The sequence below is a fragment of the Peribacillus sp. SRI_006 genome (genome assembly GCF_057586375.1).
The window spans coordinates 124,762-144,428 of sequence record NZ_JBYCZT010000004.1; the positions used below are offsets into that span (position 1 = coordinate 124,762).

The 19,667-nt window shown below is 41.3% G+C and carries 25 protein-coding genes and 2 riboswitches; of the genes, 12 read left to right on the forward strand and 13 right to left on the reverse strand.

Annotated elements, in window-relative coordinates; translation table 11 throughout:
* Nucleotides 1-65 precede the first annotated feature (65 nt).
* The gene (locus tag AC2YHV_RS06645) at nucleotides 66-812 is read right to left on the reverse strand and encodes an alpha/beta hydrolase (RefSeq protein WP_034309382.1); all 747 of its coding nucleotides are present in this window, start codon (nucleotides 810-812) and stop codon (nucleotides 66-68) included.
* A 310-nt stretch (nucleotides 813-1,122) separates the two neighbouring features.
* Between AC2YHV_RS06645 and AC2YHV_RS06650 the strand changes: the two genes are divergently transcribed.
* Nucleotides 1,123-1,443, forward strand: a complete 321-nt coding sequence (locus AC2YHV_RS06650; protein WP_034309385.1) for a PadR family transcriptional regulator — start codon at nucleotides 1,123-1,125, stop codon at nucleotides 1,441-1,443.
* On the opposite strand, the gene AC2YHV_RS06655 is transcribed toward AC2YHV_RS06650, so the two are convergent.
* From AC2YHV_RS06655 to AC2YHV_RS06665, 3 genes are all read right to left on the reverse strand, one after another.
* Entirely contained in the window at nucleotides 1,429-1,710 is a 282-nt protein-coding gene (locus AC2YHV_RS06655) for a hypothetical protein (RefSeq protein ID WP_487372849.1), read from the reverse strand. The two genes, AC2YHV_RS06650 and AC2YHV_RS06655, sit on opposite strands and share 15 nt — an antisense overlap.
* 200 nt (nucleotides 1,711-1,910) lie before the next feature.
* Nucleotides 1,911-2,057: a hypothetical protein gene (locus tag AC2YHV_RS06660; protein ID WP_153246159.1), complete on the reverse strand. Its 147-nt coding sequence runs from the start codon at nucleotides 2,055-2,057 to the stop codon at nucleotides 1,911-1,913.
* Nucleotides 2,058-2,078: 21 nt separating this feature from the next.
* Nucleotides 2,079-2,621, reverse strand: coding sequence for a VUT family protein (locus AC2YHV_RS06665; RefSeq protein WP_262870535.1), 543 nt, complete (start codon nucleotides 2,619-2,621; stop codon nucleotides 2,079-2,081).
* Between the two features lie 50 nt (nucleotides 2,622-2,671).
* Nucleotides 2,672-2,714, reverse strand: a riboswitch (PreQ1 riboswitch).
* A 221-nt stretch (nucleotides 2,715-2,935) separates the two neighbouring features.
* On the opposite strand from AC2YHV_RS06665, the gene AC2YHV_RS06670 reads away from it, so the two are divergent.
* From AC2YHV_RS06670 to AC2YHV_RS06685, 4 genes are all read left to right on the forward strand, one after another.
* Complete coding sequence (locus AC2YHV_RS06670; protein WP_487372850.1) at nucleotides 2,936-3,430, forward strand: SRPBCC family protein; 495 nt, start codon at nucleotides 2,936-2,938, stop codon at nucleotides 3,428-3,430.
* A gap of 43 nt (nucleotides 3,431-3,473) precedes the next feature.
* A complete protein-coding gene (locus tag AC2YHV_RS06675) occupies nucleotides 3,474-3,914 on the forward strand; it encodes an SRPBCC family protein (protein ID WP_403187517.1) in 441 nt (146 codons plus the stop codon).
* A 175-nt stretch (nucleotides 3,915-4,089) separates the two neighbouring features.
* On the forward strand, nucleotides 4,090-4,659 hold the full coding sequence (locus AC2YHV_RS06680) for a TetR/AcrR family transcriptional regulator (RefSeq protein ID WP_487372851.1): 570 nt from the start codon (nucleotides 4,090-4,092) through the stop codon (nucleotides 4,657-4,659).
* Nucleotides 4,660-4,710: 51 nt separating this feature from the next.
* Entirely contained in the window at nucleotides 4,711-5,058 is a 348-nt protein-coding gene (locus tag AC2YHV_RS06685) for a DUF4260 domain-containing protein (RefSeq protein WP_487372852.1), read from the forward strand.
* A gap of 44 nt (nucleotides 5,059-5,102) precedes the next feature.
* On the opposite strand, the gene queE is transcribed toward AC2YHV_RS06685, so the two are convergent.
* From queE to queC, 3 genes are read right to left on the reverse strand one after another with little or no spacing between them, the layout of a single operon-like run.
* Nucleotides 5,103-5,831, reverse strand: coding sequence for a 7-carboxy-7-deazaguanine synthase QueE (gene queE, locus AC2YHV_RS06690; protein WP_063575422.1), 729 nt, complete (start codon nucleotides 5,829-5,831; stop codon nucleotides 5,103-5,105).
* Nucleotides 5,824-6,294, reverse strand: a complete 471-nt coding sequence (gene queD / locus AC2YHV_RS06695) for a 6-carboxytetrahydropterin synthase QueD (RefSeq protein WP_034309398.1) — start codon at nucleotides 6,292-6,294, stop codon at nucleotides 5,824-5,826. Before queD ends, queE begins: the two co-directional genes overlap by 8 nt.
* The gene (queC, locus tag AC2YHV_RS06700) at nucleotides 6,294-6,959 is read right to left on the reverse strand and encodes a 7-cyano-7-deazaguanine synthase QueC (protein WP_034309401.1); all 666 of its coding nucleotides are present in this window, start codon (nucleotides 6,957-6,959) and stop codon (nucleotides 6,294-6,296) included. The genes queD and queC overlap by 1 nt, the downstream gene beginning before the upstream one ends.
* 55 nt (nucleotides 6,960-7,014) lie before the next feature.
* Nucleotides 7,015-7,057: riboswitch (PreQ1 riboswitch) on the reverse strand.
* Nucleotides 7,058-7,688: 631 nt separating this feature from the next.
* On the opposite strand from queC, the gene AC2YHV_RS06705 reads away from it, so the two are divergent.
* Entirely contained in the window at nucleotides 7,689-7,904 is a 216-nt protein-coding gene (locus AC2YHV_RS06705; RefSeq protein WP_057276792.1) for a hypothetical protein, read from the forward strand.
* Between the two features lie 471 nt (nucleotides 7,905-8,375).
* On the opposite strand, the gene AC2YHV_RS06710 is transcribed toward AC2YHV_RS06705, so the two are convergent.
* Nucleotides 8,376-8,519, reverse strand: a complete 144-nt coding sequence (locus tag AC2YHV_RS06710) for a hypothetical protein (RefSeq protein WP_430755847.1) — start codon at nucleotides 8,517-8,519, stop codon at nucleotides 8,376-8,378.
* 168 nt (nucleotides 8,520-8,687) lie between these two features.
* Here AC2YHV_RS06710 and pgsB point away from each other — a divergent pair, with 168 nt between their 5' ends.
* The 6 genes from pgsB (at nucleotide 8,688) to AC2YHV_RS06740 (ending at nucleotide 14,446) form a co-directional block, all read left to right on the forward strand.
* Nucleotides 8,688-9,869 carry a poly-gamma-glutamate synthase PgsB gene (gene pgsB, locus AC2YHV_RS06715; RefSeq protein WP_034309408.1) on the forward strand — a complete coding sequence of 394 codons (1,182 nt, stop codon included), beginning with the start codon at nucleotides 8,688-8,690 and terminating at the stop codon, nucleotides 9,867-9,869.
* Between the two features lie 15 nt (nucleotides 9,870-9,884).
* Entirely contained in the window at nucleotides 9,885-10,334 is a 450-nt protein-coding gene (pgsC, locus tag AC2YHV_RS06720; protein WP_034309410.1) for a poly-gamma-glutamate biosynthesis protein PgsC, read from the forward strand.
* 10 nt (nucleotides 10,335-10,344) lie between these two features.
* On the forward strand, nucleotides 10,345-11,628 hold the full coding sequence (locus tag AC2YHV_RS06725; protein ID WP_487372853.1) for a CapA family protein: 1,284 nt from the start codon (nucleotides 10,345-10,347) through the stop codon (nucleotides 11,626-11,628).
* A 74-nt stretch (nucleotides 11,629-11,702) separates the two neighbouring features.
* Nucleotides 11,703-13,286, forward strand: a complete 1,584-nt coding sequence (locus tag AC2YHV_RS06730) for a gamma-glutamyltransferase family protein (protein WP_487372854.1) — start codon at nucleotides 11,703-11,705, stop codon at nucleotides 13,284-13,286.
* A 69-nt stretch (nucleotides 13,287-13,355) separates the two neighbouring features.
* Nucleotides 13,356-13,505 (forward strand): CapE family protein, encoded by a 150-nt coding sequence (locus AC2YHV_RS06735; protein ID WP_156319646.1) that lies wholly within the window; start codon nucleotides 13,356-13,358, stop codon nucleotides 13,503-13,505.
* A 311-nt stretch (nucleotides 13,506-13,816) separates the two neighbouring features.
* Nucleotides 13,817-14,446 carry a poly-gamma-glutamate hydrolase family protein gene (locus tag AC2YHV_RS06740; protein ID WP_487372855.1) on the forward strand — a complete coding sequence of 210 codons (630 nt, stop codon included), beginning with the start codon at nucleotides 13,817-13,819 and terminating at the stop codon, nucleotides 14,444-14,446.
* A 5-nt stretch (nucleotides 14,447-14,451) separates the two neighbouring features.
* On the opposite strand, the gene AC2YHV_RS06745 is transcribed toward AC2YHV_RS06740, so the two are convergent.
* The 5 genes from AC2YHV_RS06745 to AC2YHV_RS06765 form a co-directional block, all read right to left on the reverse strand.
* Nucleotides 14,452-15,654, reverse strand: coding sequence for a C40 family peptidase (locus AC2YHV_RS06745; RefSeq protein ID WP_487372856.1), 1,203 nt, complete (start codon nucleotides 15,652-15,654; stop codon nucleotides 14,452-14,454).
* Nucleotides 15,655-16,470: 816 nt separating this feature from the next.
* Nucleotides 16,471-16,644: a hypothetical protein gene (locus tag AC2YHV_RS06750; protein ID WP_156500257.1), complete on the reverse strand. Its 174-nt coding sequence runs from the start codon at nucleotides 16,642-16,644 to the stop codon at nucleotides 16,471-16,473.
* 34 nt (nucleotides 16,645-16,678) lie between these two features.
* Complete coding sequence (locus tag AC2YHV_RS06755) at nucleotides 16,679-17,128, reverse strand: methyl-accepting chemotaxis protein (protein WP_487372857.1); 450 nt, start codon at nucleotides 17,126-17,128, stop codon at nucleotides 16,679-16,681.
* A gap of 448 nt (nucleotides 17,129-17,576) precedes the next feature.
* Complete coding sequence (locus AC2YHV_RS06760; protein WP_487372858.1) at nucleotides 17,577-17,774, reverse strand: hypothetical protein; 198 nt, start codon at nucleotides 17,772-17,774, stop codon at nucleotides 17,577-17,579.
* A gap of 99 nt (nucleotides 17,775-17,873) precedes the next feature.
* A complete protein-coding gene (locus tag AC2YHV_RS06765; RefSeq protein WP_427549351.1) occupies nucleotides 17,874-19,124 on the reverse strand; it encodes an MFS transporter in 1,251 nt (416 codons plus the stop codon).
* Between the last annotated feature and the right edge of the window lie 543 nt (nucleotides 19,125-19,667).

Here is a 19,667-nt window from a genome sequence, read left to right on the forward strand (position 1 = left end):
AAAGCCTACTTACGACTGTAAGCTTTTTACACGTTCAACTTAAAGGGGATCAAATATATCGCTTATTACTCCGACCAATTCAGTGTATTCAAGAACTTATACACATCTTCATACACCTGTTCACGTTCCTTGCCCAATGTGATAATATGGCCAGACTTTTCATACCAAATCAAGTGTTTATGCTGTGTATCGACTTCATTGAAAATCGCTGTAGCACTCTCCGTATAGTCGGGATCATCCAAACGCCCTTGCAGAACAAGAGTTGGAGATGTGATTAAATCTAAATTTTCACCTGTCTCATTTATAATGTTCAACACATCTTTTAGTTGAGGCATTGGCTCTTCTTCAAGCAGCTTCACTTCTGCAGCAATTTGGTCTGCATCTTTGCCCTCAAACTTCTTATACGCCTGTGCATAATTGAGCAAGCGGTTCTTTTGTCGATCGATACTTTTTCCTTGCGTCGGAGCGCACATTGAAACTACCCCTTTTACAGGCAATTCAATTCCCACTTTTAATGAGAACACTCCCCCTAAAGAAATTCCTACAACTGCAATTTCCTCATAGCCTTCTTCTTTTAGGAAATTATAGCCATTAACTACATCTCCCCACCATTCCTTTGGACCAGTTTTAGCAAGTTCCTCGGCTGATACTCCGTGCCCGCTATAAAGAGGTCCGTGGCAAGTATAGTCGAGATCATTTAAGTACTTCCCTAATTTCTTCATATCTCCTGTACTTCCGGTAAACCCGTGAAGCAGAAGAACTGCTCTCTTTCCACCTATATATGTGAATGACTCAGGTGCTTTCACTTTCATCTATCTAGGACCTTCTTTCTTTGCACTTGTTGATAAATAGAATCTAAATGATTTTCGAAAAAAAATCAATTAATACCCCTTGAGTAGTGATTCTTCTATCCTATTCCGTATTTTCATTAAAACAATTAAATCATATATATAGTATCCTTACCACACTCTTCACAACTCATCCGTTCCGAAGCACATTTTACTATGATTAAATTTATTTAGCAATCGTCATTTAACCATTTTTTTTAAGAAAAGTAAAATGCACCTTGTGATACGATGTACAACGTATTACACTTTAAAAATGAAAAGGAGGAGATTTTATATGGATAAAGAATTAATGAAGGGAAGCATTGACCTCCTTTTGCTTTCACTTCTATCGCAAAAAAAGCTTTACGGCTATGAAATAACGAAAATCCTGAAGCAAATGAGCAAGGGCAACTATGAAATAAGTGAAGGCACCCTCTACCCTGCCCTTAAACGATTAGAAAAAAAAGAATTCATAAAAGGACATTGGAAAGAGTCCGAATCAGGCCGCAGGAAATATTATCATGTCACCGAAAATGGGCAAACCGAACTTGAGCGGAAACGCGAATGCTTTTTCTTCCTGGAAAAATTAGTTCGAAAAAGCTCAGAACAATTCTAAACCAAATAAAAAGCTTCCTGCACTTAATGGAACGGCCCAGGAAGCTTTTTTTGCTGTTTTACTCGTGAATTCATGCGGAACACTTAGTTTGCGCTGTTTACTCGTGAATTCGGACTGTTTACTCGTGAATTTCGCACTTTTACTCGTGAATTTCGTACTTTTACTCGTGAGTTTTGCTTTTTTACTCGTGAATTCGCTGTTTACTCGTGAGTTTTGCTCTTTTACTCGTGAGTTTCGTACTTTTACTCGTGAATTCGTACTGCACACTTAGTTCGCACGTTTACTCGTGAGTTTCGCACTTTTACTCGTGAGTTTGGACTGTTTACTCGTGAATTTTGCACTTTTACTCGTGAGTTTTGCTCTTTTACTCGTGAGTTTTGCTCTTTTACTCGTGAATTTGGACTGTTTACTCGTGAATTCGCACTGTTTACTCGTGAGTCACTTCAATCACGCAAAAAAGGACCTAATCAGGTCCTTTTTTTGTCTATTCCTTTATGCTTGCGATAATTGGCGCAGGAGAGCTTCATGCATTCCCCTTGTACATGCGGGCCATATTTTTCACGAAAGGCCTCGAGGCAATAGCATTTTTCTTCTTCTTTTTTGGTTCCATCCATCAAGTGCATCCCTCCTAGCAATTAACTGGAGACTACACGTTTCTCCAGTTCTACGTTGATTCGTCCCAACAATATGGCACCAATGGACTGAATGATCGTTTTAACGATGATTTGGCCGATGACCGCAGCGGGTACCGCTTCCCATGGCAATATATTGGCACCCAGAGGACTTAGGCCAATCACGACAAATATCACCGAATCGAAAAATCCTCCAACGATCCCGCTGTAAAACACCCTCCAACTCATCGGGAGCTTTAAACGGGTATAAATTTCCGTATCCGCTGTTTCTGCGACCACGAAGGATAAAGCGGAAGCAAACACAATCAGTAACGTATCTCCTAATAAAAATGATACACATGCAGATAAAATAAGTGCAGTGACGATGCATATATAGGTCTTTACGCGGCCGAATTTATTCTGGACCAGATCTCGGAAGATGAAGGTTCCCCCGATGAGCAATGTCCCCATCGGGATGATGAACATGCCAAAATGTAATGGCGCAAAAGCTGCTGTAACCACATTCGCCGTGATGATGGATACTAAATACAATAAAATTCTTAACATTTCTTGATTCTCCTTATACAGAAAAAACAGCACCCTAAGAAAGAGCCCTGTTCTCCTTAGTTTTTTTGAGAGGGTAGCTAGAACCTCTTCCGCCCGGGCGGATTATCATTTTCCTTATTCATCGTAGCTTGAAAGCGGTTGGAAATCAAGAAGTTTCCATACCGTCGATTTTAGTATGTTTTCGCGGTTACCGATTGATTTAGCCATTTATTTCAATGTCCCTGTTTCCCCCTTTTGCCGATTTCTGTCGCATAAAACTGCTTGACCGGCTGTATACAAAAGCCGAAAATCAAAGATAGAGTCATGTACTTTATTTGGCGAGGAGAAAAAGAATGATGAAAAAAACTACGTTTGTCTATCCTATTTATATCGCAACCACACCAGAGAAGCTTTGGGAAGCCTTGACGAGTGGTGAAGTCACGGAGAAATACCACTTCGGATTACAAGTACAGTCTGACTGGCAAGAAGGGTCGGCCGTTCAATATTTGCTGGATGATGGGCGGATTACTGATCATGGGCATGTACTTAAATGCGAGCCGTTGCACCTGCTCTCGTTTACATGGATCATGGCAGGAGACGAAACACCTCGTGAGCAGCCTACACGGGTCACTTTTGAATTACAGAAAATGGACGATTCGACTGTGAAGTTAACTCTTAGGCATGAGGAGCTATTGGAGACAGATTTCGTCTATGATGACAATACCTTTGAAGGCTTGAATAATGGATGGCCAGCCCTTTTAAGTAACCTGAAGAGCTTGCTTGAAACTGGACGGACCCTGCCGCCCATATCAGTAGACTGGGATAGTTAAACGGAGACTATAAAAACACCCTTGAAAGAGAGTTGGGTTAGTTATGGATACTCAAATAATCACGAAATTCAAGATCGTCAAGCCAACGAATGAAGTGTTTGAAGCCATAGTGAATCCTGAAAAAATCGGGAATTTCTGGTTCTCATCGAGTTCGGAAAGATGGGAAAAAGGCCGGACGCCTACATTGAGATACAACGAATACGATGCTGAAGTGGTCATTCATGTATTGGAAGTAGAGGAAAATAAGAAAATCGTGTTTGCATGGGGCGGGAATGATCAAGAAACGATTGTTGCCATTACACTAAAAGAGTTGGATAAAACGAGTACGATCATTGAAGTGAACGAATCAGGATTGAGTGAAGATGACCCTGAAATAATAAACAAAATGATCGGACAAAAAGAAGGTTGGGTATATACATTAACCTGTTTAAAGGGTTATTTAGAAAATGGCGTCACTACTTTGAGAGCATCATTAGTTTTTTAATAAATTGCATAAACCCTCAATAAACTGGGGGTTTATCCTTTGCAACACTGGTGAAACAAATGGCAAAGTTCCACTTAAAAACAGTACTTTATAGTTCAACCTAATAATTGACATTTAAAAATCCGTGAGCTATCATCCTAATTAACCAGTGGTCAATTAATAAGGAGGTGATAAAATGTCGCCAAGGAAATCGGCAGGTCAAGAATTATCCAGGGACATGGTGTTGAATGAAGCTAGAAACCTTTTTGCAGCGTTAGGGTATTCGAATGTCTCGATGAGGCAATTGGCTAAATCATTGGATTGCAGTCATGGAGCCATTTATTATCATTTTAAAAACAAGGCGGAAATATTTTATAGTTTGGTGAAAACGGATTTTTCCGTTTTAAATTCTTCAATCGATGATATCATCCTGTCAGAAAATGACCCTTCCGTAAAAATGGAAAAGATTTTATTGTGCTTCTTGGAGTTCGGTTTAACCCAACAGAATCATTATTCCATCATGTTTTTATCGAAGGAAAAAGAAATTCAGCAGTTACTCCAATTCGATTCTAATAAAACATACGAAAAGCTAATCCAGTCCTTGACGGATCTAACGGACAACAAACTGAATCCTGCATCCATTTGGTCGATTTTTCTTTCTCTTCACGGATTCATAACTTTTTACATTAATTCTGAACTATCTTATCTAGATGTAAAAGGTTTAGCCTATTTTCATGTAAAAAATATCACCAAGAACATCATATAATTTTTTCGAACATCATTGACCAATGGTCAATTAAACTTTGGAGGTTATGAAATGGTGAAGAGATTCCTTCATATTGAAGGACTTATGGTCCTTTTAGCGGTGATTTACATCTATTCGTTATATAAATTCAGCTGGTGGATTTTCCTTTTGTTGATTTTGTCCCCTGATGTTTCCATGCTGGCCTATCTAATCAATGACCGGATTGGAGCAAAGGTTTATAACGCATTCCATACTTATATCGTGTCCATCCTCATGATTTTGTTAGCCATATTCCTAAAGTCGGATGCATGGGTGATGATTGGTTTAATTTGGACCGCACATATTGGAATGGATCGCTTATTTGGATATGGCCTTAAATACACATCATCCTTCAAAGCTACACACATGCAAAGGTTGTAACAAGCTTAAAAGGCAGTGTGATTAAACATCACACTGCCTTTACTTTACACACCCCGCTTGTTACCCCATATATAGGTATGCAGCTGGGGCAGGACTTTCACATCATTCAATTCATCATCCGCTATCACTTTATCAATTAACTCTTCGTACTTCTTCAATAGGCCGCTGATCAATTGACGATCATCCGCCGTCCTGCTGTCGTCATTGCCGACCTGCAGATAAAAAGGAATATCCGGGTAACGCCCATGTACATGTTTGGCATATTGATAATCTTCCTCGTTAAAGACGACGATCTTCAATGAAACATGGTTTTCTGGGTTTCGATTGGCAAGATTCGAGATGATTTGGTCAAGCACGGTAAAGTCCGTGTCCATTCCAGAGCTCGGCGGCTTAGGTGAGATAGTCAGTTCATCAATATCGAGAAACCAATCCTGCCATCGGCTCCCTTGTGTTTCGACCCCTATTTTCATTTTATTTTCGTGTAAGATCGCTATCAAGCCGTTTAGGTTTTTCAGCAGGGCCGGGTTTCCCCCAGATATCGTCACGAAGGAAAAACCGGAACCCCCAATTCGCTTCAGCTCATCCCATATTTCATCGGCAGTCATCTGAACAGTATCTTCCTTACCTGTGCCATCCCAAGTAAAAGCGGAATCACACCAGGAACATGAATAATCGCAGCCGGCCGTCCGAACGAACATGGTTTTTTGACCAATGACCATTCCCTCTCCTTGGATGGTCGGCCCGAAGATTTCCATTACCGGGAGTTTACTCACTTTCCATCCACTCCCGTCTGGCTTCGGCATAGCTTGTCGGCGTTTCGTAAAGTCGAACAAATTCGACTCTAGCACCCTCATATTCTTTTAATGAAAGGGCTTCGGCCATTTTTTCATAAATCCAGACAACCATATTTTCAGCTGTTGTATTCATGAGCGGCAGGGTTTCATTCAAATAACGATGATCCAGGTGGATTTCGATTTCATTTTTCCAGATATCCTTGATGTCCCCAAAATCTATCATCAACCCGCGTGAATCCGTATACCCGCTCAATCCGAAAATGACTTTATACGTGTGGCCATGAAGGTTCTTGCATTTCCCTTCATAGTCATGCAGGTGGTGCGCCGCGTCAAAGGTGAATTCCTTACTTACGAGAACCCTCTTGTTTGTATACTTCAATTGGCTGCGCTGAATATCTTCATCTATTTTTTGGAGTTTATCCACTATCTTAAAACCATACATCATGAAAGCACCTTCCGTCTGCTTACATAGTCATCCAGCCCTTTTTTCCGCAGATTGCATGCCGGACAATCTCCACAGCCATCGGAGATGATTCCGTTATAGCAAGTCAGGGTCTTTTCGCGGACAAAGTCGAACGCGCCAAGCTGGTCAGCAAGCTCCCATGTTTCCTCTTTATTAAGCCACATTAGCGGCGTATCAATCACGAATGACTGGTCCATCGATAAGTTCAAGGTCACATTCAACGATTTAATGAATACATCGCGGCAGTCAGGATATCCGCTGAAATCCGTTTCACAGACTCCTGTGACAATATGTTTAGCGCCAATCTGACTCGCCAGCACTCCGGCAAACGAAAGGAACAGCAAATTCCTCCCTGGCACGAACGTCGACGGCAGCTCCCCTTCTTCTCCGTCCGCCACTGCGATATCACTTCTTGTCAATGCATTCGGTGCCAGTTGGTTCAGCAGCGACATGTCAAGGATATGGTGGTTCACGCCCAATTCCTTGGCAATGTTTTGAGCGCATTCGATTTCCAAGCTATGCCGCTGATTATAATCGAACGTCACCGCTTCCACTTCCTCAAATCTCTCCAATGCCCAAAACAGGCACGTCGTACTGTCCTGCCCTCCGCTAAACACAACCACTGCCTTTTCTTTCTTCTTCATTTCTATAAAACTCCTTTTTACGGAAAAAAACAGCACCCTAAGAATAGAGCACTGTTTCTCCTTAGTTTTTTTGAGAGGGTAGCTAGAACCTCTTCCGCCTTAACGCGGAATATTATATTTTTCCAAGTCAATAGTAACTTGAAAATGATAAGAAATCAAGATGTTTATGTAAAGTGAACATTAGACCTGATGGCAAATTTGGTTAACTTTTCATTACTTAAAAATCACATTAAAAATCCGATAAAAAAGAGTGAATAAAATATCGATAAAGGGGTCCAATAATTTGAAAAGCATTAAAGCCCGTATGCGGGAAATTGCTTTTTTCCCTCCCACATATGGGAAGTTTCATTTTCATAAATTCGGGGAATATATAACTATACACAATAATGAACCATTAAAAAAGCAAATCTATCAAAAGCGGCTGGAAGTGAATATTTTCCTTTGTTTTCAGAATATTTAGTGTATAATGAATATAAGGAATATTTTAACTCAAATAATCATTGCTTCCAATACCCGCTTTCTGCAAATCCCGACATTCCCTTTCAATACCATGCACGGTCACTTACTCAGCAAGGATTCATTACATGCTTTTTCTCGAATCAAACCATTCACAACTTTATTCACACAAAAACATAATTTCCACTCCAAAATTGCAAAAAAAGGTTAAACTTCACCAACGATATGTTACTATTAAACTAAGACCTTTTAACCCCATAAGGAGGAATTCATATGAAACGTTTTTTCAAATTCATCGCAGATTTTAACGAAAGAAAAGCATTGCAACGGGAAACCGAAGAATTCTTTCGCAAAGAATACGAAAATTATATGAAGATGAATCCTGACAATCAACGTAAAAAAAGGAGATTAGCTCCTAGATTTTATGTGATTGATGGCGGTAAAAAGGACTCCACCCTTGAGATTTCTGAGAGAAAGAAATCAAGTTAACCTGGATTCCTTCCATTATCAGCTACCCATGCTGTAACTCAAGACCCACAAAAGGTAAATCTATCCATGATTTATGGAGGTCCGTGACCATTCCATTCATTTACAATATATAAGCCGAAAGCCCAGATATGCTTCTGGGCTTTTTTTATTTTTCATTCTTATATAAACACTATATCTATAGAAGAAACTAGGTATTTTTTAAAAGAAATGGGTTAACTTTAGTTCATTTCATTTTTTAGGTAAAAGGTCAATTATAGACCCATGGGTATTCCCGAGGAAAATACTAAAAAAAAGAGATGTGTTCTTTTACTCATCTTTGGCCATATTCAAAAGAGTTCAACTAATTGAGTCGTTAGATGCAAAATTTCACATTGAATGACAAATGCATAAAAATTATAACGTTTATGTCAAACAATGGGTATAAACAATTAACAAACTGTAATAAACCTCACTTTTTTAAAAAAATATTATTCAAATATAGCCATTATGAATTAGGTTCAAATGCTCATAAAACCATGTTGATTCTGACTGAAATGGGGCTTTATTAAACTTTCCATAATTTAGTGTAAATGAAACCTCGATTCCCTCGATTTCCAGCCATATCTTTGTACTCATAAAATAATTCATCCCATTAGATACTATTACACACTAATATACATATATTTGAAAAAGCTGTTGATAACTATATTACGATAGAATAATTGGCTCTTGCCTATTAAGTTTAAAATCATGTAGTGTGTATTCAGTAATTCAAATATTTGAAAAAAAGAGAGGTTAAAAAAAATGGCACCAATATTTATTTGTGCGATCTTTTTGCTTGGCTATGGCATTTTTGAACAAAAACGCCATCAGAAGCGTCTCGACTCCATCCCGGTACGTGTGAATGTGAATGGGATTCGAGGGAAATCGACTGTAACGCGTCTAATTACAGGTGTGATCCAGGAAGCAAAATACAAAACAGTAGGTAAAACAACCGGAACATCAGCAAGAATGATCTATTGGTTTACCGACAAGGAAAAACCGATTGTACGCCGCCCGGAAGGACCCAACATAGGAGAACAACGGCGTGTAGTTAAAGAAGTTGCCGACTTAGGCACGGAAGCACTGGTTTGTGAGTGCATGGCCGTACAGCCTGACTATCAACTAATCTTCCAAAACAAAATGATCCAGGCAAACATCGGGGTCATCGTGAATGTATTGGAAGACCATATGGATGTCATGGGACCGACTATGGATGAGGTTGCTGAAGCCTTCACTGCTACCATTCCCCATAATGGTCACTTAATAACCATTGAAAGTGAATATTTGGACTTTTTCAAACAAATCGCCAAAGAACGCAACACAAAAGTGATCGTTGCAGATAATTCAAGAATTTCCGAGGATTTCTTACGCGAATTCGACTATATGGTATTTCCAGATAACGCATCACTGGCCTTGGCCGTTGCGGAAGCTTTGGGAATTGATGAAAAAACGGCTTTCCGCGGCATGCTGAATGCACATCCAGATCCAGGGGCCATGCGGATCACCAAATTCGGAGATCGCATCCAACCAACTTTCTTTGTCAATGGCTTTGCTGCAAACGACGCGGCATCGACGCTGAACATATGGGAACGTGTCAATACGTTCGGATACAGCACAGAACCTCCTATCGTCATCATGAACTGCCGTGCAGACCGTGTGGACCGTACCGAGCAGTTTGCTAGAGATGTATTGCCGTACATAAAATCCGAAATCGTCATTGCCATTGGTGAAACTACATCACCAATCACGAAGGTATTCGAGCAAGGTAAATTGGATACTAAAGAATATTGGGATTTAGAAAACTGGTCAACTGAAGAAATCGTGGCCCGTCTCCGCCCATTGATGAAAAATCGCATCGTCTACGGTGTCGGGAATATTCACGGTGCAGCGGAACCATTAATTGAAGCATTCATGAAATCTAAAACAAAGCAAAAAGCAAGTTAAGTAGGAGGAACCTTAATGTTTGGATCGGATTTATATGTAGCCCTAGTACTGGGAGTAACGCTTAGCCTTATATTTTCAGAAAAGACGGGTGTCGTACCCGCAGGACTTATCGTGCCAGGTTATTTGGCATTAGTATTTGATCAATGGGAAATCATGCTGACCATTTTGATCATTAGTGTCGTAACTTATTTAATCGTCACCCACGGCCTTTCAAGATGGGTGATTTTATATGGAAGAAGAAAATTCGCCGCCATGATGGTGACCGGGATTTGCTTGAAACTCCTATTGGACTTAGTCTACCCCGTCATGCCCTTTGAAATATTCGAGTTTCGGGGAATCGGTATAATCGTACCTGGATTGATAGCGAATACCATACAAAGACAAGGAATGCCATTGACACTTGGCAGCACGCTTTTATTATCCGGCATAACATTCGGTTTAATGAACGTGTACTACCTATTCTGAGGTGCAAAAAATGAAACGGACTTTAAATGCAAAAGAAAAAACACTTATCTTTATTAAACGCACGAAGAAAAAGAATCTTAAATACACTGGAATCATACTACCTATATTACTAATCGCTTTAGTCATTACCACTTGGATGGGACGGGCTGAGGAAGTGAAAACAGTCGCAACAAAATCCGATCAACCATTGACGATGACAATGGTCGGTGATGTGATGATGGGACGTTATGTTGAAGAAGTGACGGAAAAGCACGGGTATGAATACCTCTTCCGGTATATGAAACCCTATTTTGCCAATTCGGATTATGTCAGTGGGAATTATGAACATACCGCTTTAAAAGAAGAAGTATCTAACTACAAGGGAGCCGATACGCCCATCCGGTTAAACTCCAATACTAGCGGTGTGGCGGCCGTTAAAGATGCTGGCTTCTCTGTGGTGTCATTGGCAAATAACCATATGATGGACTATGAAGAACAAGGACTCCTTGACACGATTGATGAATTCAAAAGTGCGGATATGCACTATGTCGGTGTTGGATCGAACACTGCGGAAGCAAAAAACAGCATCGACTATGCGGATGTTAATGGCGTTCGTGTCGCAACACTTGGCTTCACAGACGTTTACGGTAAGGATGCCGTATCAAAAAGTAATAAAGCCGGACTATTGAACTCCAATCCCGATTTATTATTTGAAATGATCGGCAAAGCAAGGGATGCCAAGCAAGGCAACGCAGACTTGGTTGTGGTGAATATGCACTGGGGACAAGAGTATTCAACATCAACAACCGATCGACAAAAAGACTTGGCTAAAGCTATCATCGATGCGGGCGCTGACATCATCATCGGCCATCACCCCCACGTGCTTCAATCGTTCGATGTTTATAAAGATGGTATCATTTTCTATAGTCTAGGAAATTTCATATTCGATCAAGGCTGGACACGCACAAAGGATTCAGCCATGGTTCAATACCATTTAGCGAATGACGGAAAAGCTACAATCGATGTCGTACCGCTGCAAATTGAAGAAGCAACACCAAGGCCAGCTACCTCTTCCGTTGACAAATCACGTGTTTACCGACAGTTGACGAAGGAAACGAGTGAAAAAGTCCAGTGGTCTAAAAAAGAGGATCGCATCGAGATTACCTTGGATCACAAGAAGGTAATCGATCATAAGGCACAGCGTGAACAAGAGGAAAAGGCAGCAATGGAAAAGAAAGCTGCACTAGAGAAAAAAGCAGCACAAGAGAAAAAGGCCGTACAAGCTAAACAACCGGGAATACAACCCATTCAGTAAGGAACGCTTTATCACTACTATTTGAAGAATGAAGACACACAACTTAGAATCTCAACGAAAAGGGGGAACAACCGATGATTAACCGTATGACGGGAAAAGTGCTCATATCCCTAAGCTTGCTCATATATATTGCTGGATGTTCGAAGACACCCCCTATTTCTGACACGAATGATCCGATAAAGAGTAAAACGGAACAATCATACGGGGTCAGTTCTTCAAATCCAATCGCAATAGATGTCGGGATGGATATATTGGAAAACGGCGGAAATGCGGCTGATGCCGCCATTGCGGTATCGTATGTATTAGGTGTAGTCGAACCTTATGGATCTGGCGTGGGCGGCGGCGGCGGTATGCTGATTGCCCCGGAATCCGGCGAACCCGAATTTATCGATTATCGTGAATCCTCTCCAGAAGACCCAAGTTCAAGACACGATACAGGGATTCCTGGCTTAGTGGCCGGCATGCAGGTCATCAGTGATAAGTATGGGAGCGTACCAATGGCAGACCTTCTTCAGCCGGCTATAGATTTGGCTGAAGAAGGATTTGAAGTCAACGAATCGTTATCATCACGCTTAGAAGCGGCTCAGCCAAGGATATCTTCCGATGCGACTTCACTTTTTTATCCTGATGGTGATGCCATTGAACCAGGCAAAACCCTTGTCCAGGAAAGACTTGCTGAAACACTGAAGGAGATCCAGCATGAAGGTCCTGATGGTTTTTATAAAGGCGAAATTGCGCGGGATATTAAAAGGGAATCAGATATCGACTTGATGGATTTAAAGCGCTATGAGGTGAAAGAACGGAAACCGGTCCAAGGAACATTTGCCGGTTATGATGTTTTTACCGCACCTCCGCCCTTTTCAGGAATTACCGTTCTTGAAATGTTAAAGCTAGCCGAGGAAATGAACCTAGGTGATTCTTCAAGCAAATCAGCTTATATGAAAGTCTTGGCGGGCATTACGGATACTGCTTATCAAGATCGGGCCGTCAATGTTGGAGATGGAATAAGTCACTCCAAGGCGGAAAAATTGCTCTCCCCCATTCACTTGGATAGTCTTAAAAATAAGATCAAAAGTGAAAAATGGGAAGATAAAGAATCGAATGGTTCCGAAGAACATGAAAGTACGACACACTTTGTGGTAATGGACAAAAACGGCACTGTCGTTTCCACAACGAATACGCTCAGTAACTTTTTCGGATCTGGGGATTATACAAATGGATTTTTCCTTAACGATCAACTGAAAAATTTCAGGTCCGGCTTGAACTCACAAAAGGCATATAAACGGTCAAGAACTTTCACCGCTCCGACCATTCTCAAGAAACCTGGGCGGGAATCGATCGGGATCGGCTCACCAGGCGGTGATAGGATTCCGCAAGTATTGATGCAGGTTCTTTATTCTTATACAGAAAGTGAAGGCTCATTGCAGGATATCGTCGATCGTAATCGGTTCGTCTTTGATGGAAAGAAGATTTATACAGAATCCAGGCATTCGGATGAAACTGTATCCGACTTGGAAGATTCCGGATACGAAGTCATTCAGAAGATTTCCCCCATGTATTACGGCGGGGTTCAAGGACTCGTTAAAAACGAGAAAAATGGACAAATATCCGGAGCTGGAGATAAAAGAAGAAACGGAAGCTGGAAAGCTCAGCAATAAACAGGCAATCCAGCCCCTCCTTTTCTAAATATCATATAAATTTTAGCGTTGTATAAGGGGATTTTGAATATGAATATCGTAAAAAAAATAACAAGCTGGGTAATACCTGTCCTTCTTGTAGCAGCCCTGCTTGTGACAATGAATACGTTTAAACGGACAGAAACATTAACACCCGACGAGCAAAAGAAAATAGAACTATATACGACAGTCGAAAAATGAAAAAGCTGGGGCATCCCCGCTTTTTTTATTTTGGCTGTTTTCACATACTTTGTTGCTATTTACCAAGTAGTGAGGTGTGGTTGATTTCCCCTCCAGATGCTCGCTTTCCTTGGTGCGGGCGGTGAGCCTCCTCGGCGTAAACGCCTGTGGGGTCTCACCTGTCCCGCCGCTCCCGCAGGAGTCTCGCACTTCCGCTCCAATCAACCTTAGATAGTTTCGTTTTAAAAACAACAATCTTTACGAAAAGAGCCTTTATTTTTGCAGTCAATGGGTATGGAAGATTAGATACATTACAGATACGGAGGATTACCATGATTGAAAATAGCTATAGCGATTTTTTTGAATTGCAGGAAAATGAACAAGAATACCTTGATTACCGCATCATCGTTCATCACAGGAATCCTGATATTGCAGTTCTAGCCATCCATGGCGGGAATATCGAACCAGGTACGAGTGAAGTTGCAGCCGCACTTGGAGAGAGACTTGGTGCAAGCACCTACCTATTCGAAGGCCTAAAGCCAAGGGGCAACCAGGTCCTCCATATACCATCCCGCTTATTCAATGAACCGAGCGGCGTTTCAATGGCAGCGAACGCTCAGACCACCCTTTCGATCCATGGCCACTACGACGTACATAATGGGCTGGTTTACATTGGCGGAAGGAACGAACCATATAAGAACCTTATTCAGCAATGCCTCAACGAAGCTGGATTTCAAACTGAAAATGCACCGCAGCACCTTTCAGGCATGAATGGAAACAACATCACCAACACATCCAAAACGGGCGCAGGCGTACAATTGGAACTTTCCACAAAGCTCAGAAAAAGCTTTTTCAAAGGTGATGACTTTACCAGTAAGAACAGGGTCAATCACTGTAATCTTCTTAAACGGTTCGTTACTGCCATTGAAAAAGCCACTCTTGAATATAAACAGGTTGAATGACCTTCTTAGTCGATGAGGCTTTCGGCTTGACCGAAGCTTTCGAATTTCTCGGCAAAATAACCTGACGAAAGGTTGGAGATATGAACGCCGGTGTTTTCCGTTGAATTGAGAAAACGGCCATCACCCAGATAAATTCCTACATGGGTCACACCCACCCTTGTTCCCGTGTCCCTAAAAAATACTAAATCCCCGGCCTTCGGATTATCGATTTTGGGCACCAATGAAAAGTAATCCTCTGCCGAATCTCGTTTTACAGAAAGGCCCTGCTCCTTCATGACCCAATAAATGAAGCCGCTGCAATCCATTCCGGTCATTGGATCTTCTCCCCCGAAAACATAGGTGAATCCGCGTAACGTGTATGCATACTTGATGACATCATATGCTTTATCATATGATGCCTCCTGGTTTACATAAAACGGAAATAGCGGGTTGCTGTATAGTTGAAGGTACTGCCCCTGCATCAACTCATCGGTATTTAAAGCGTTGCGGCTTTTGATTGCACTCATGGAAATGCTGTAACGCTCCGATATACTATTAAGCGTTTCTCCCATTTGGACGATATGCTCTCCTTTAGGCGTGTATGTTTTGTAAGCCACTTGGTATTTTGCAAAGTAATCTTCTGTGGTGGATCTCACCTGAACCGTTTCTGCACCATATCCAGAATTGACAAATTGGTTTTCGCCGACATAAATACCCGCAGTCACGACTTTTAAGCTGTCTTTTTCCAGAAAGAATATTATATCCCCAGTTTTCGGAGTGGCTGTATCCATCCCTTGCTTATAAAAACCATCTACTGTCAAACGGTCGACCGGCACATTTTGCCGGGAAAGCACCCAATGGATCAATCCGCTCGAATCGAACCCTTTTTCAGGCTTCTCCTCTCCAGCTGTCTTTTTAAACCCTATGAAAGATCTCGCATATTTCGCAATTTTTTTCCCTCTCTCCGACCATTGATAGATGGAAGGGGTATACTCCGTTTGAATGATCGTCAACTTTTGGCCCGCAAATAACTTATCATCCGGTAAACCATTCGTCTTCATCAATTGCTCTGCCGATATATCATATGTCTTGGCAATCGATTCCACCGTTTCGCCAGAGCTTACAGTATGCACAGGATCTGCAGCCTCGGCCTTTAAACCAGGTAAGAAAGTGAAACTAACCATGAATACCAATGTCAGTATCATCCAGCTTATTTTTCCATTAAACATTTTAACCTTCCTTTATACGCTAAAATATTTTTATATTTATGATGTTCAAGTAAATCCATATGAACCTTCTATCCTATCATCCACTTAATCAGATGAGCCTTAATGTCTACGGCAATTATATTATCGGTAAAATAAATGAAACTTTCAGCCTTCTTTCCCTAAAAACAAACAGTCAGATTCAATTGAACACCATAAAAGCAAACCTTTATTCCTATACCTCATCGATAAAAGTTGGAAATCGAAGAATTCCTAAAGGATTTTGTTTATCTTGGCAGTATGGATAAAGGTAGATTAGAGAAATCCCGGTCATGATAAAGTCGTTTTATATACGGCTTGCCCTATTTATGATGAGGATGACGATATAGGAGTGAACACTTTGATAAAAATGGAAGATATAGTTTTGGAGGGGAAACGTATTTGAGGTTTTGCATGATAACAAACGGAAATTGATAATGAAGGCGACGGGTTTTTGATCAGGAACCCAAAATCCATTGGTATCACCCATCATCTAGCAGAAGTAAATAAAGGGAAAGCTAAATGGCATTTCCCTCTCTTTACTATGAATCTATCGCATATAAATTTGTGCAAGCTTTTAATATCCGTGCCGACTTGTCCGATTCCTATATATTATTCCCCTTTGTAAAAAAAGCATGGACACTTGACCCGATCCTCTAAATTGTACTTTTGTACTTTCATTGAATATGTTCACCATAAAGAGATGTCCCAGCGATTCACCTCTTTAGAATGATGTAATGGCAATCTAACAAAAAAGGAAACCACTGTAATGGCCTCCCATTTTGCAACACTTGTTATTCCCTACTTCTCTATCTGGAATTCCCCTAACGTCTGCTCCAAATCATTTATTAACTGTGTAAGCTGCTGTGTATATTGAGCAAGTTCATTGGAAGAAGCAGCTTGCTCCTGTATCGAATTGGATATTTTCCCTACGGAATCTTCCAGCTCTTTCATGGCTTCACTTACCGTGCTCACGGCATTTTTCTGATCCTTGCTGATTTGGTTCGTTTCATTGGTCGTTTTTTAGCAATTCCTCTGTATCTGACAGAATGCTTTGGATGATTCCTTGAATGTTTTTTGTAGCTTCTTTTGAACCATCAGCCAAGCTCCTTACTTCATTCGCCACGACAGCAAAATCTTTGCCGGACTCACCTGCCCTTGCAGCTTCTAAAGATGCATTCAAAGATAATAAATTGGTTTGTTCCGATATTTTCGATATGGCATTCGTGACCTGAAAAACAATGCCCATTGTAAAATGTGAAACGTTGCCTCCAGACACTCGCTTTACAAGGGCCGGGACCCCACTAGTGCATGCTGTGAAGGCTTGGCAGGCAGTCGGCGGTAAGGGAGCGATTTCCGAAAAGGGGTATGTGTAATGATTTCCACTCCAGGCACTCGCTTTCCGCGGGCGGTCCGTGAGCCTCCTCGGCGCTCGCCTGCGGGGTCTTCCCTTGGCCACGGTTTCCCGCAGGAGTCTCGTACCTTACGTTCCAATCACTGGAACTTCTTTTTTAAGAAACATTGTAGGGAAACTGGCTCTTCTTCTCCAATTCGTCTACAGTCCGGCGTTCCATCAATTTTTCGGAAAAGGAAGTTTCGAATTGCTCTCGCCCGAACCAAGATTTTAAAAGTAAACTAGTTTATTAAACTAGTTTATTCTTCATGTTTCTTTACTATAATCCTTAATCGATTGAAGAAATCTGCGACACTCCTGCCGAATAACTGGCTAGACGAGACACCGCATACGCTTGCGTCGAGGAGGCTTGGCAGACTGTCGGCGGTAAGGGAGCGGATTTCTGAAATCAACTGGAGCATTTTTTAAATAAAAAACTAGACCGACATTAGAATATCTCGGTCTAGTGAATTCGAAGCTGATTCTTTTCATGAAGGAAAGGTGATAACTCATTTTACTTTTTACCCGTCTTGGTGAATTGCTGACCAATTGCACCTATTATTAAAATGATGATCGAAATGAGACTGTAGTCCTTAAAAAAGGTCGTAAATGAAATTTCCAGAAATAAGAACGCCATCGTAATCAATCGTCCTATAAGCAGAATCATTCCGATAACTACCATCCAATTAAATAAATTTCCCAAAAAACCCATCTTTTCCTCCTTTATGACTTTCATGTATCATCTTTCTACAAGAATAAATATCCGGCATGCGGAAAAACCCTTCAGCCTGACATGTCGTTCCTTTCCCCATTACTCGGAGGCATCTTTTGGGATGGGTTTACCGGCTTCGATCAACACTTTGCTGCCCAGTAGGAAAAAACCTTGAATGAACAGCAATATACCCGTTCCTATAAGGAGCCATTCTATTTTAATGAGGTCGGATATCGGTCCGAATACAAGCATTCCCAGGGGCATCATGGAAGTCGAGATCATTCCTAAAACACCAAATACCCTCCCAAGAAGATCACCCTCGATCTTCTCCTGTAACAAGACCATGGACGGCGTATTAAAAATGGGCATCGCCAATCCCACTACCCCCATGATGATCAAGTAGATCCAAAAAACGGGGATGATTCCAAGAGCGAAAGTACAGGCACCAATTATAAGGCTTGCAAGTGTCATAGTATGGATCTTGTTTTTAAAGCCTCCCCAGGAAGCCATGAAAATACCGCCTAGCATCATACCGATGGCAAAGGTGATTTCTATCGCAGTCAACCGCCATACATCATTCCCGAAAGAGCGTGTGACCTGAAGCGGTGTTAGGAATGCAACTGGTGCGGCAAGCACGAAGAAAAATGCGAAAAACATAAAGAACTTCTTAAGAAAGTCGTGATTCCTGATATAACTGAAGCCTTCTTGCAAATCGGTGAAATAGCTGGTTGTTTGCTTTTGTAATGCCTTCGCATGTGCTGGGATTTTCAAAAAGGCCAGCAATGTGAAGATGGCAATTGCAGCTGTAATCACATCAATGAAGAAAATGGTTTCGATTGAAGCCATCGTAAGCAGCGCGCCGCTCACCATGGGGGAAACGAGCATCACTAGCGCTTGAATGCTTCCATTTGTCCCGTTCACCTTCGTAAGCTTATCCTCTGGAACAAGTTGCGGGAGAATGGCCCCTACTGCCGGAGTCTGGATCCCAGTTCCTATCGCGCGTACAGCAGACATGACGAAAAGCAGCCAAAGCTCATCGTAGCCGATTAAAAACAAGATGGCCAATACGAGTGTCGAAATGGCAATCAAAGAATCCGAAAGAATGATCAGTATCTTCCGATTATAGCGATCTGCCCATACCCCCGCGATTGGGGAAAGTATGAAGGTGGGCACGAAACCACAAACGATGGATATCGTCATCATGACACCCGACTGTGTATTCAACGTGATATACCACATGATGGCATACTGGACCAAGGACGAACCAAAGAGGGATATCGTCTGACTGCCTAGAAAAAGAGTGATATTCTTTTTCCAATTGTCCTTTTCTTGATCATTTAATGATTTCATCTCTTAAACACCTCATTCTATTTTCAATATTTTTTTCTTGATGCCCTAAAAAAAACACAGGCTATTTGCCTGTGTTTAGAGTAAATGGATCAGAACCTATCTAAAGAAACCTGAGAGGATGAGTATTTTAACGATAAAAAATCAATCTCCCACTGGCCTTCGGTTTGGTCAATACATTGGAGAATCTTACACTTATCCAAAATGACCTTTGGATAGGTAAAGTAATTCTCCCTATAATTCTTCCATTTTATAGTCAACTGAAATCGTGAAAACCTTTGATCACAAAGGTTGCCCCGGCTTCAGCTGGACACAAAAAAGAGTTGAAATCGTCTCTTTTTTCTTAAATGCGTAAAATGAAGGTTTCCTTAAAAATAGACAGACCATTCCCATTTACCCTGCGGACGGCAGAGCTCTTGAACGTATTCAATTAACGGTTCAAAGATTGGAAACGCAGTCTGATAAATGTCACAAGGAAAACCTCCATTTCTCAAAAGTTAAAGTCATCTTAACATGGAGCCAACTGGAATATCAACAAGAAACTTC

What these genes read in the sequence shown, in the direction of transcription:
- AC2YHV_RS06645 (WP_034309382.1), bottom strand. Translation starts at nt 812, where the DNA reads ATGAAAGTGAAAGCACCTGAGTCATTCACATATATAGGTGGAAAGAGA.
- AC2YHV_RS06650 (WP_034309385.1), top strand. Translation starts at nt 1,123, where the DNA reads ATGGATAAAGAATTAATGAAGGGAAGCATTGACCTCCTTTTGCTTTCA.
- AC2YHV_RS06660 (WP_153246159.1), bottom strand. Translation starts at nt 2,057, where the DNA reads ATGGATGGAACCAAAAAAGAAGAAGAAAAATGCTATTGCCTCGAGGCC.
- AC2YHV_RS06665 (WP_262870535.1), bottom strand. Translation starts at nt 2,621, where the DNA reads ATGTTAAGAATTTTATTGTATTTAGTATCCATCATCACGGCGAATGTG.
- AC2YHV_RS06675 (WP_403187517.1), top strand. Translation starts at nt 3,474, where the DNA reads ATGGATACTCAAATAATCACGAAATTCAAGATCGTCAAGCCAACGAAT.
- AC2YHV_RS06680 (WP_487372851.1), top strand. Translation starts at nt 4,090, where the DNA reads ATGTCGCCAAGGAAATCGGCAGGTCAAGAATTATCCAGGGACATGGTG.
- AC2YHV_RS06685 (WP_487372852.1), top strand. Translation starts at nt 4,711, where the DNA reads ATGGTGAAGAGATTCCTTCATATTGAAGGACTTATGGTCCTTTTAGCG.
- queD (WP_034309398.1), bottom strand. Translation starts at nt 6,294, where the DNA reads ATGTATGGTTTTAAGATAGTGGATAAACTCCAAAAAATAGATGAAGAT.
- queC (WP_034309401.1), bottom strand. Translation starts at nt 6,959, where the DNA reads ATGAAGAAGAAAGAAAAGGCAGTGGTTGTGTTTAGCGGAGGGCAGGAC.
- AC2YHV_RS06705 (WP_057276792.1), top strand. Translation starts at nt 7,689, where the DNA reads ATGAAACGTTTTTTCAAATTCATCGCAGATTTTAACGAAAGAAAAGCA.
- AC2YHV_RS06710 (WP_430755847.1), bottom strand. Translation starts at nt 8,519, where the DNA reads ATGAGTACAAAGATATGGCTGGAAATCGAGGGAATCGAGGTTTCATTT.
- pgsB (WP_034309408.1), top strand. Translation starts at nt 8,688, where the DNA reads ATGGCACCAATATTTATTTGTGCGATCTTTTTGCTTGGCTATGGCATT.
- pgsC (WP_034309410.1), top strand. Translation starts at nt 9,885, where the DNA reads ATGTTTGGATCGGATTTATATGTAGCCCTAGTACTGGGAGTAACGCTT.
- AC2YHV_RS06725 (WP_487372853.1), top strand. Translation starts at nt 10,345, where the DNA reads ATGAAACGGACTTTAAATGCAAAAGAAAAAACACTTATCTTTATTAAA.
- AC2YHV_RS06730 (WP_487372854.1), top strand. Translation starts at nt 11,703, where the DNA reads ATGATTAACCGTATGACGGGAAAAGTGCTCATATCCCTAAGCTTGCTC.
- AC2YHV_RS06735 (WP_156319646.1), top strand. Translation starts at nt 13,356, where the DNA reads ATGAATATCGTAAAAAAAATAACAAGCTGGGTAATACCTGTCCTTCTT.
- AC2YHV_RS06740 (WP_487372855.1), top strand. Translation starts at nt 13,817, where the DNA reads ATGATTGAAAATAGCTATAGCGATTTTTTTGAATTGCAGGAAAATGAA.
- AC2YHV_RS06745 (WP_487372856.1), bottom strand. Translation starts at nt 15,654, where the DNA reads ATGTTTAATGGAAAAATAAGCTGGATGATACTGACATTGGTATTCATG.
- AC2YHV_RS06760 (WP_487372858.1), bottom strand. Translation starts at nt 17,774, where the DNA reads ATGGGTTTTTTGGGAAATTTATTTAATTGGATGGTAGTTATCGGAATG.
- AC2YHV_RS06765 (WP_427549351.1), bottom strand. Translation starts at nt 19,124, where the DNA reads ATGAAATCATTAAATGATCAAGAAAAGGACAATTGGAAAAAGAATATC.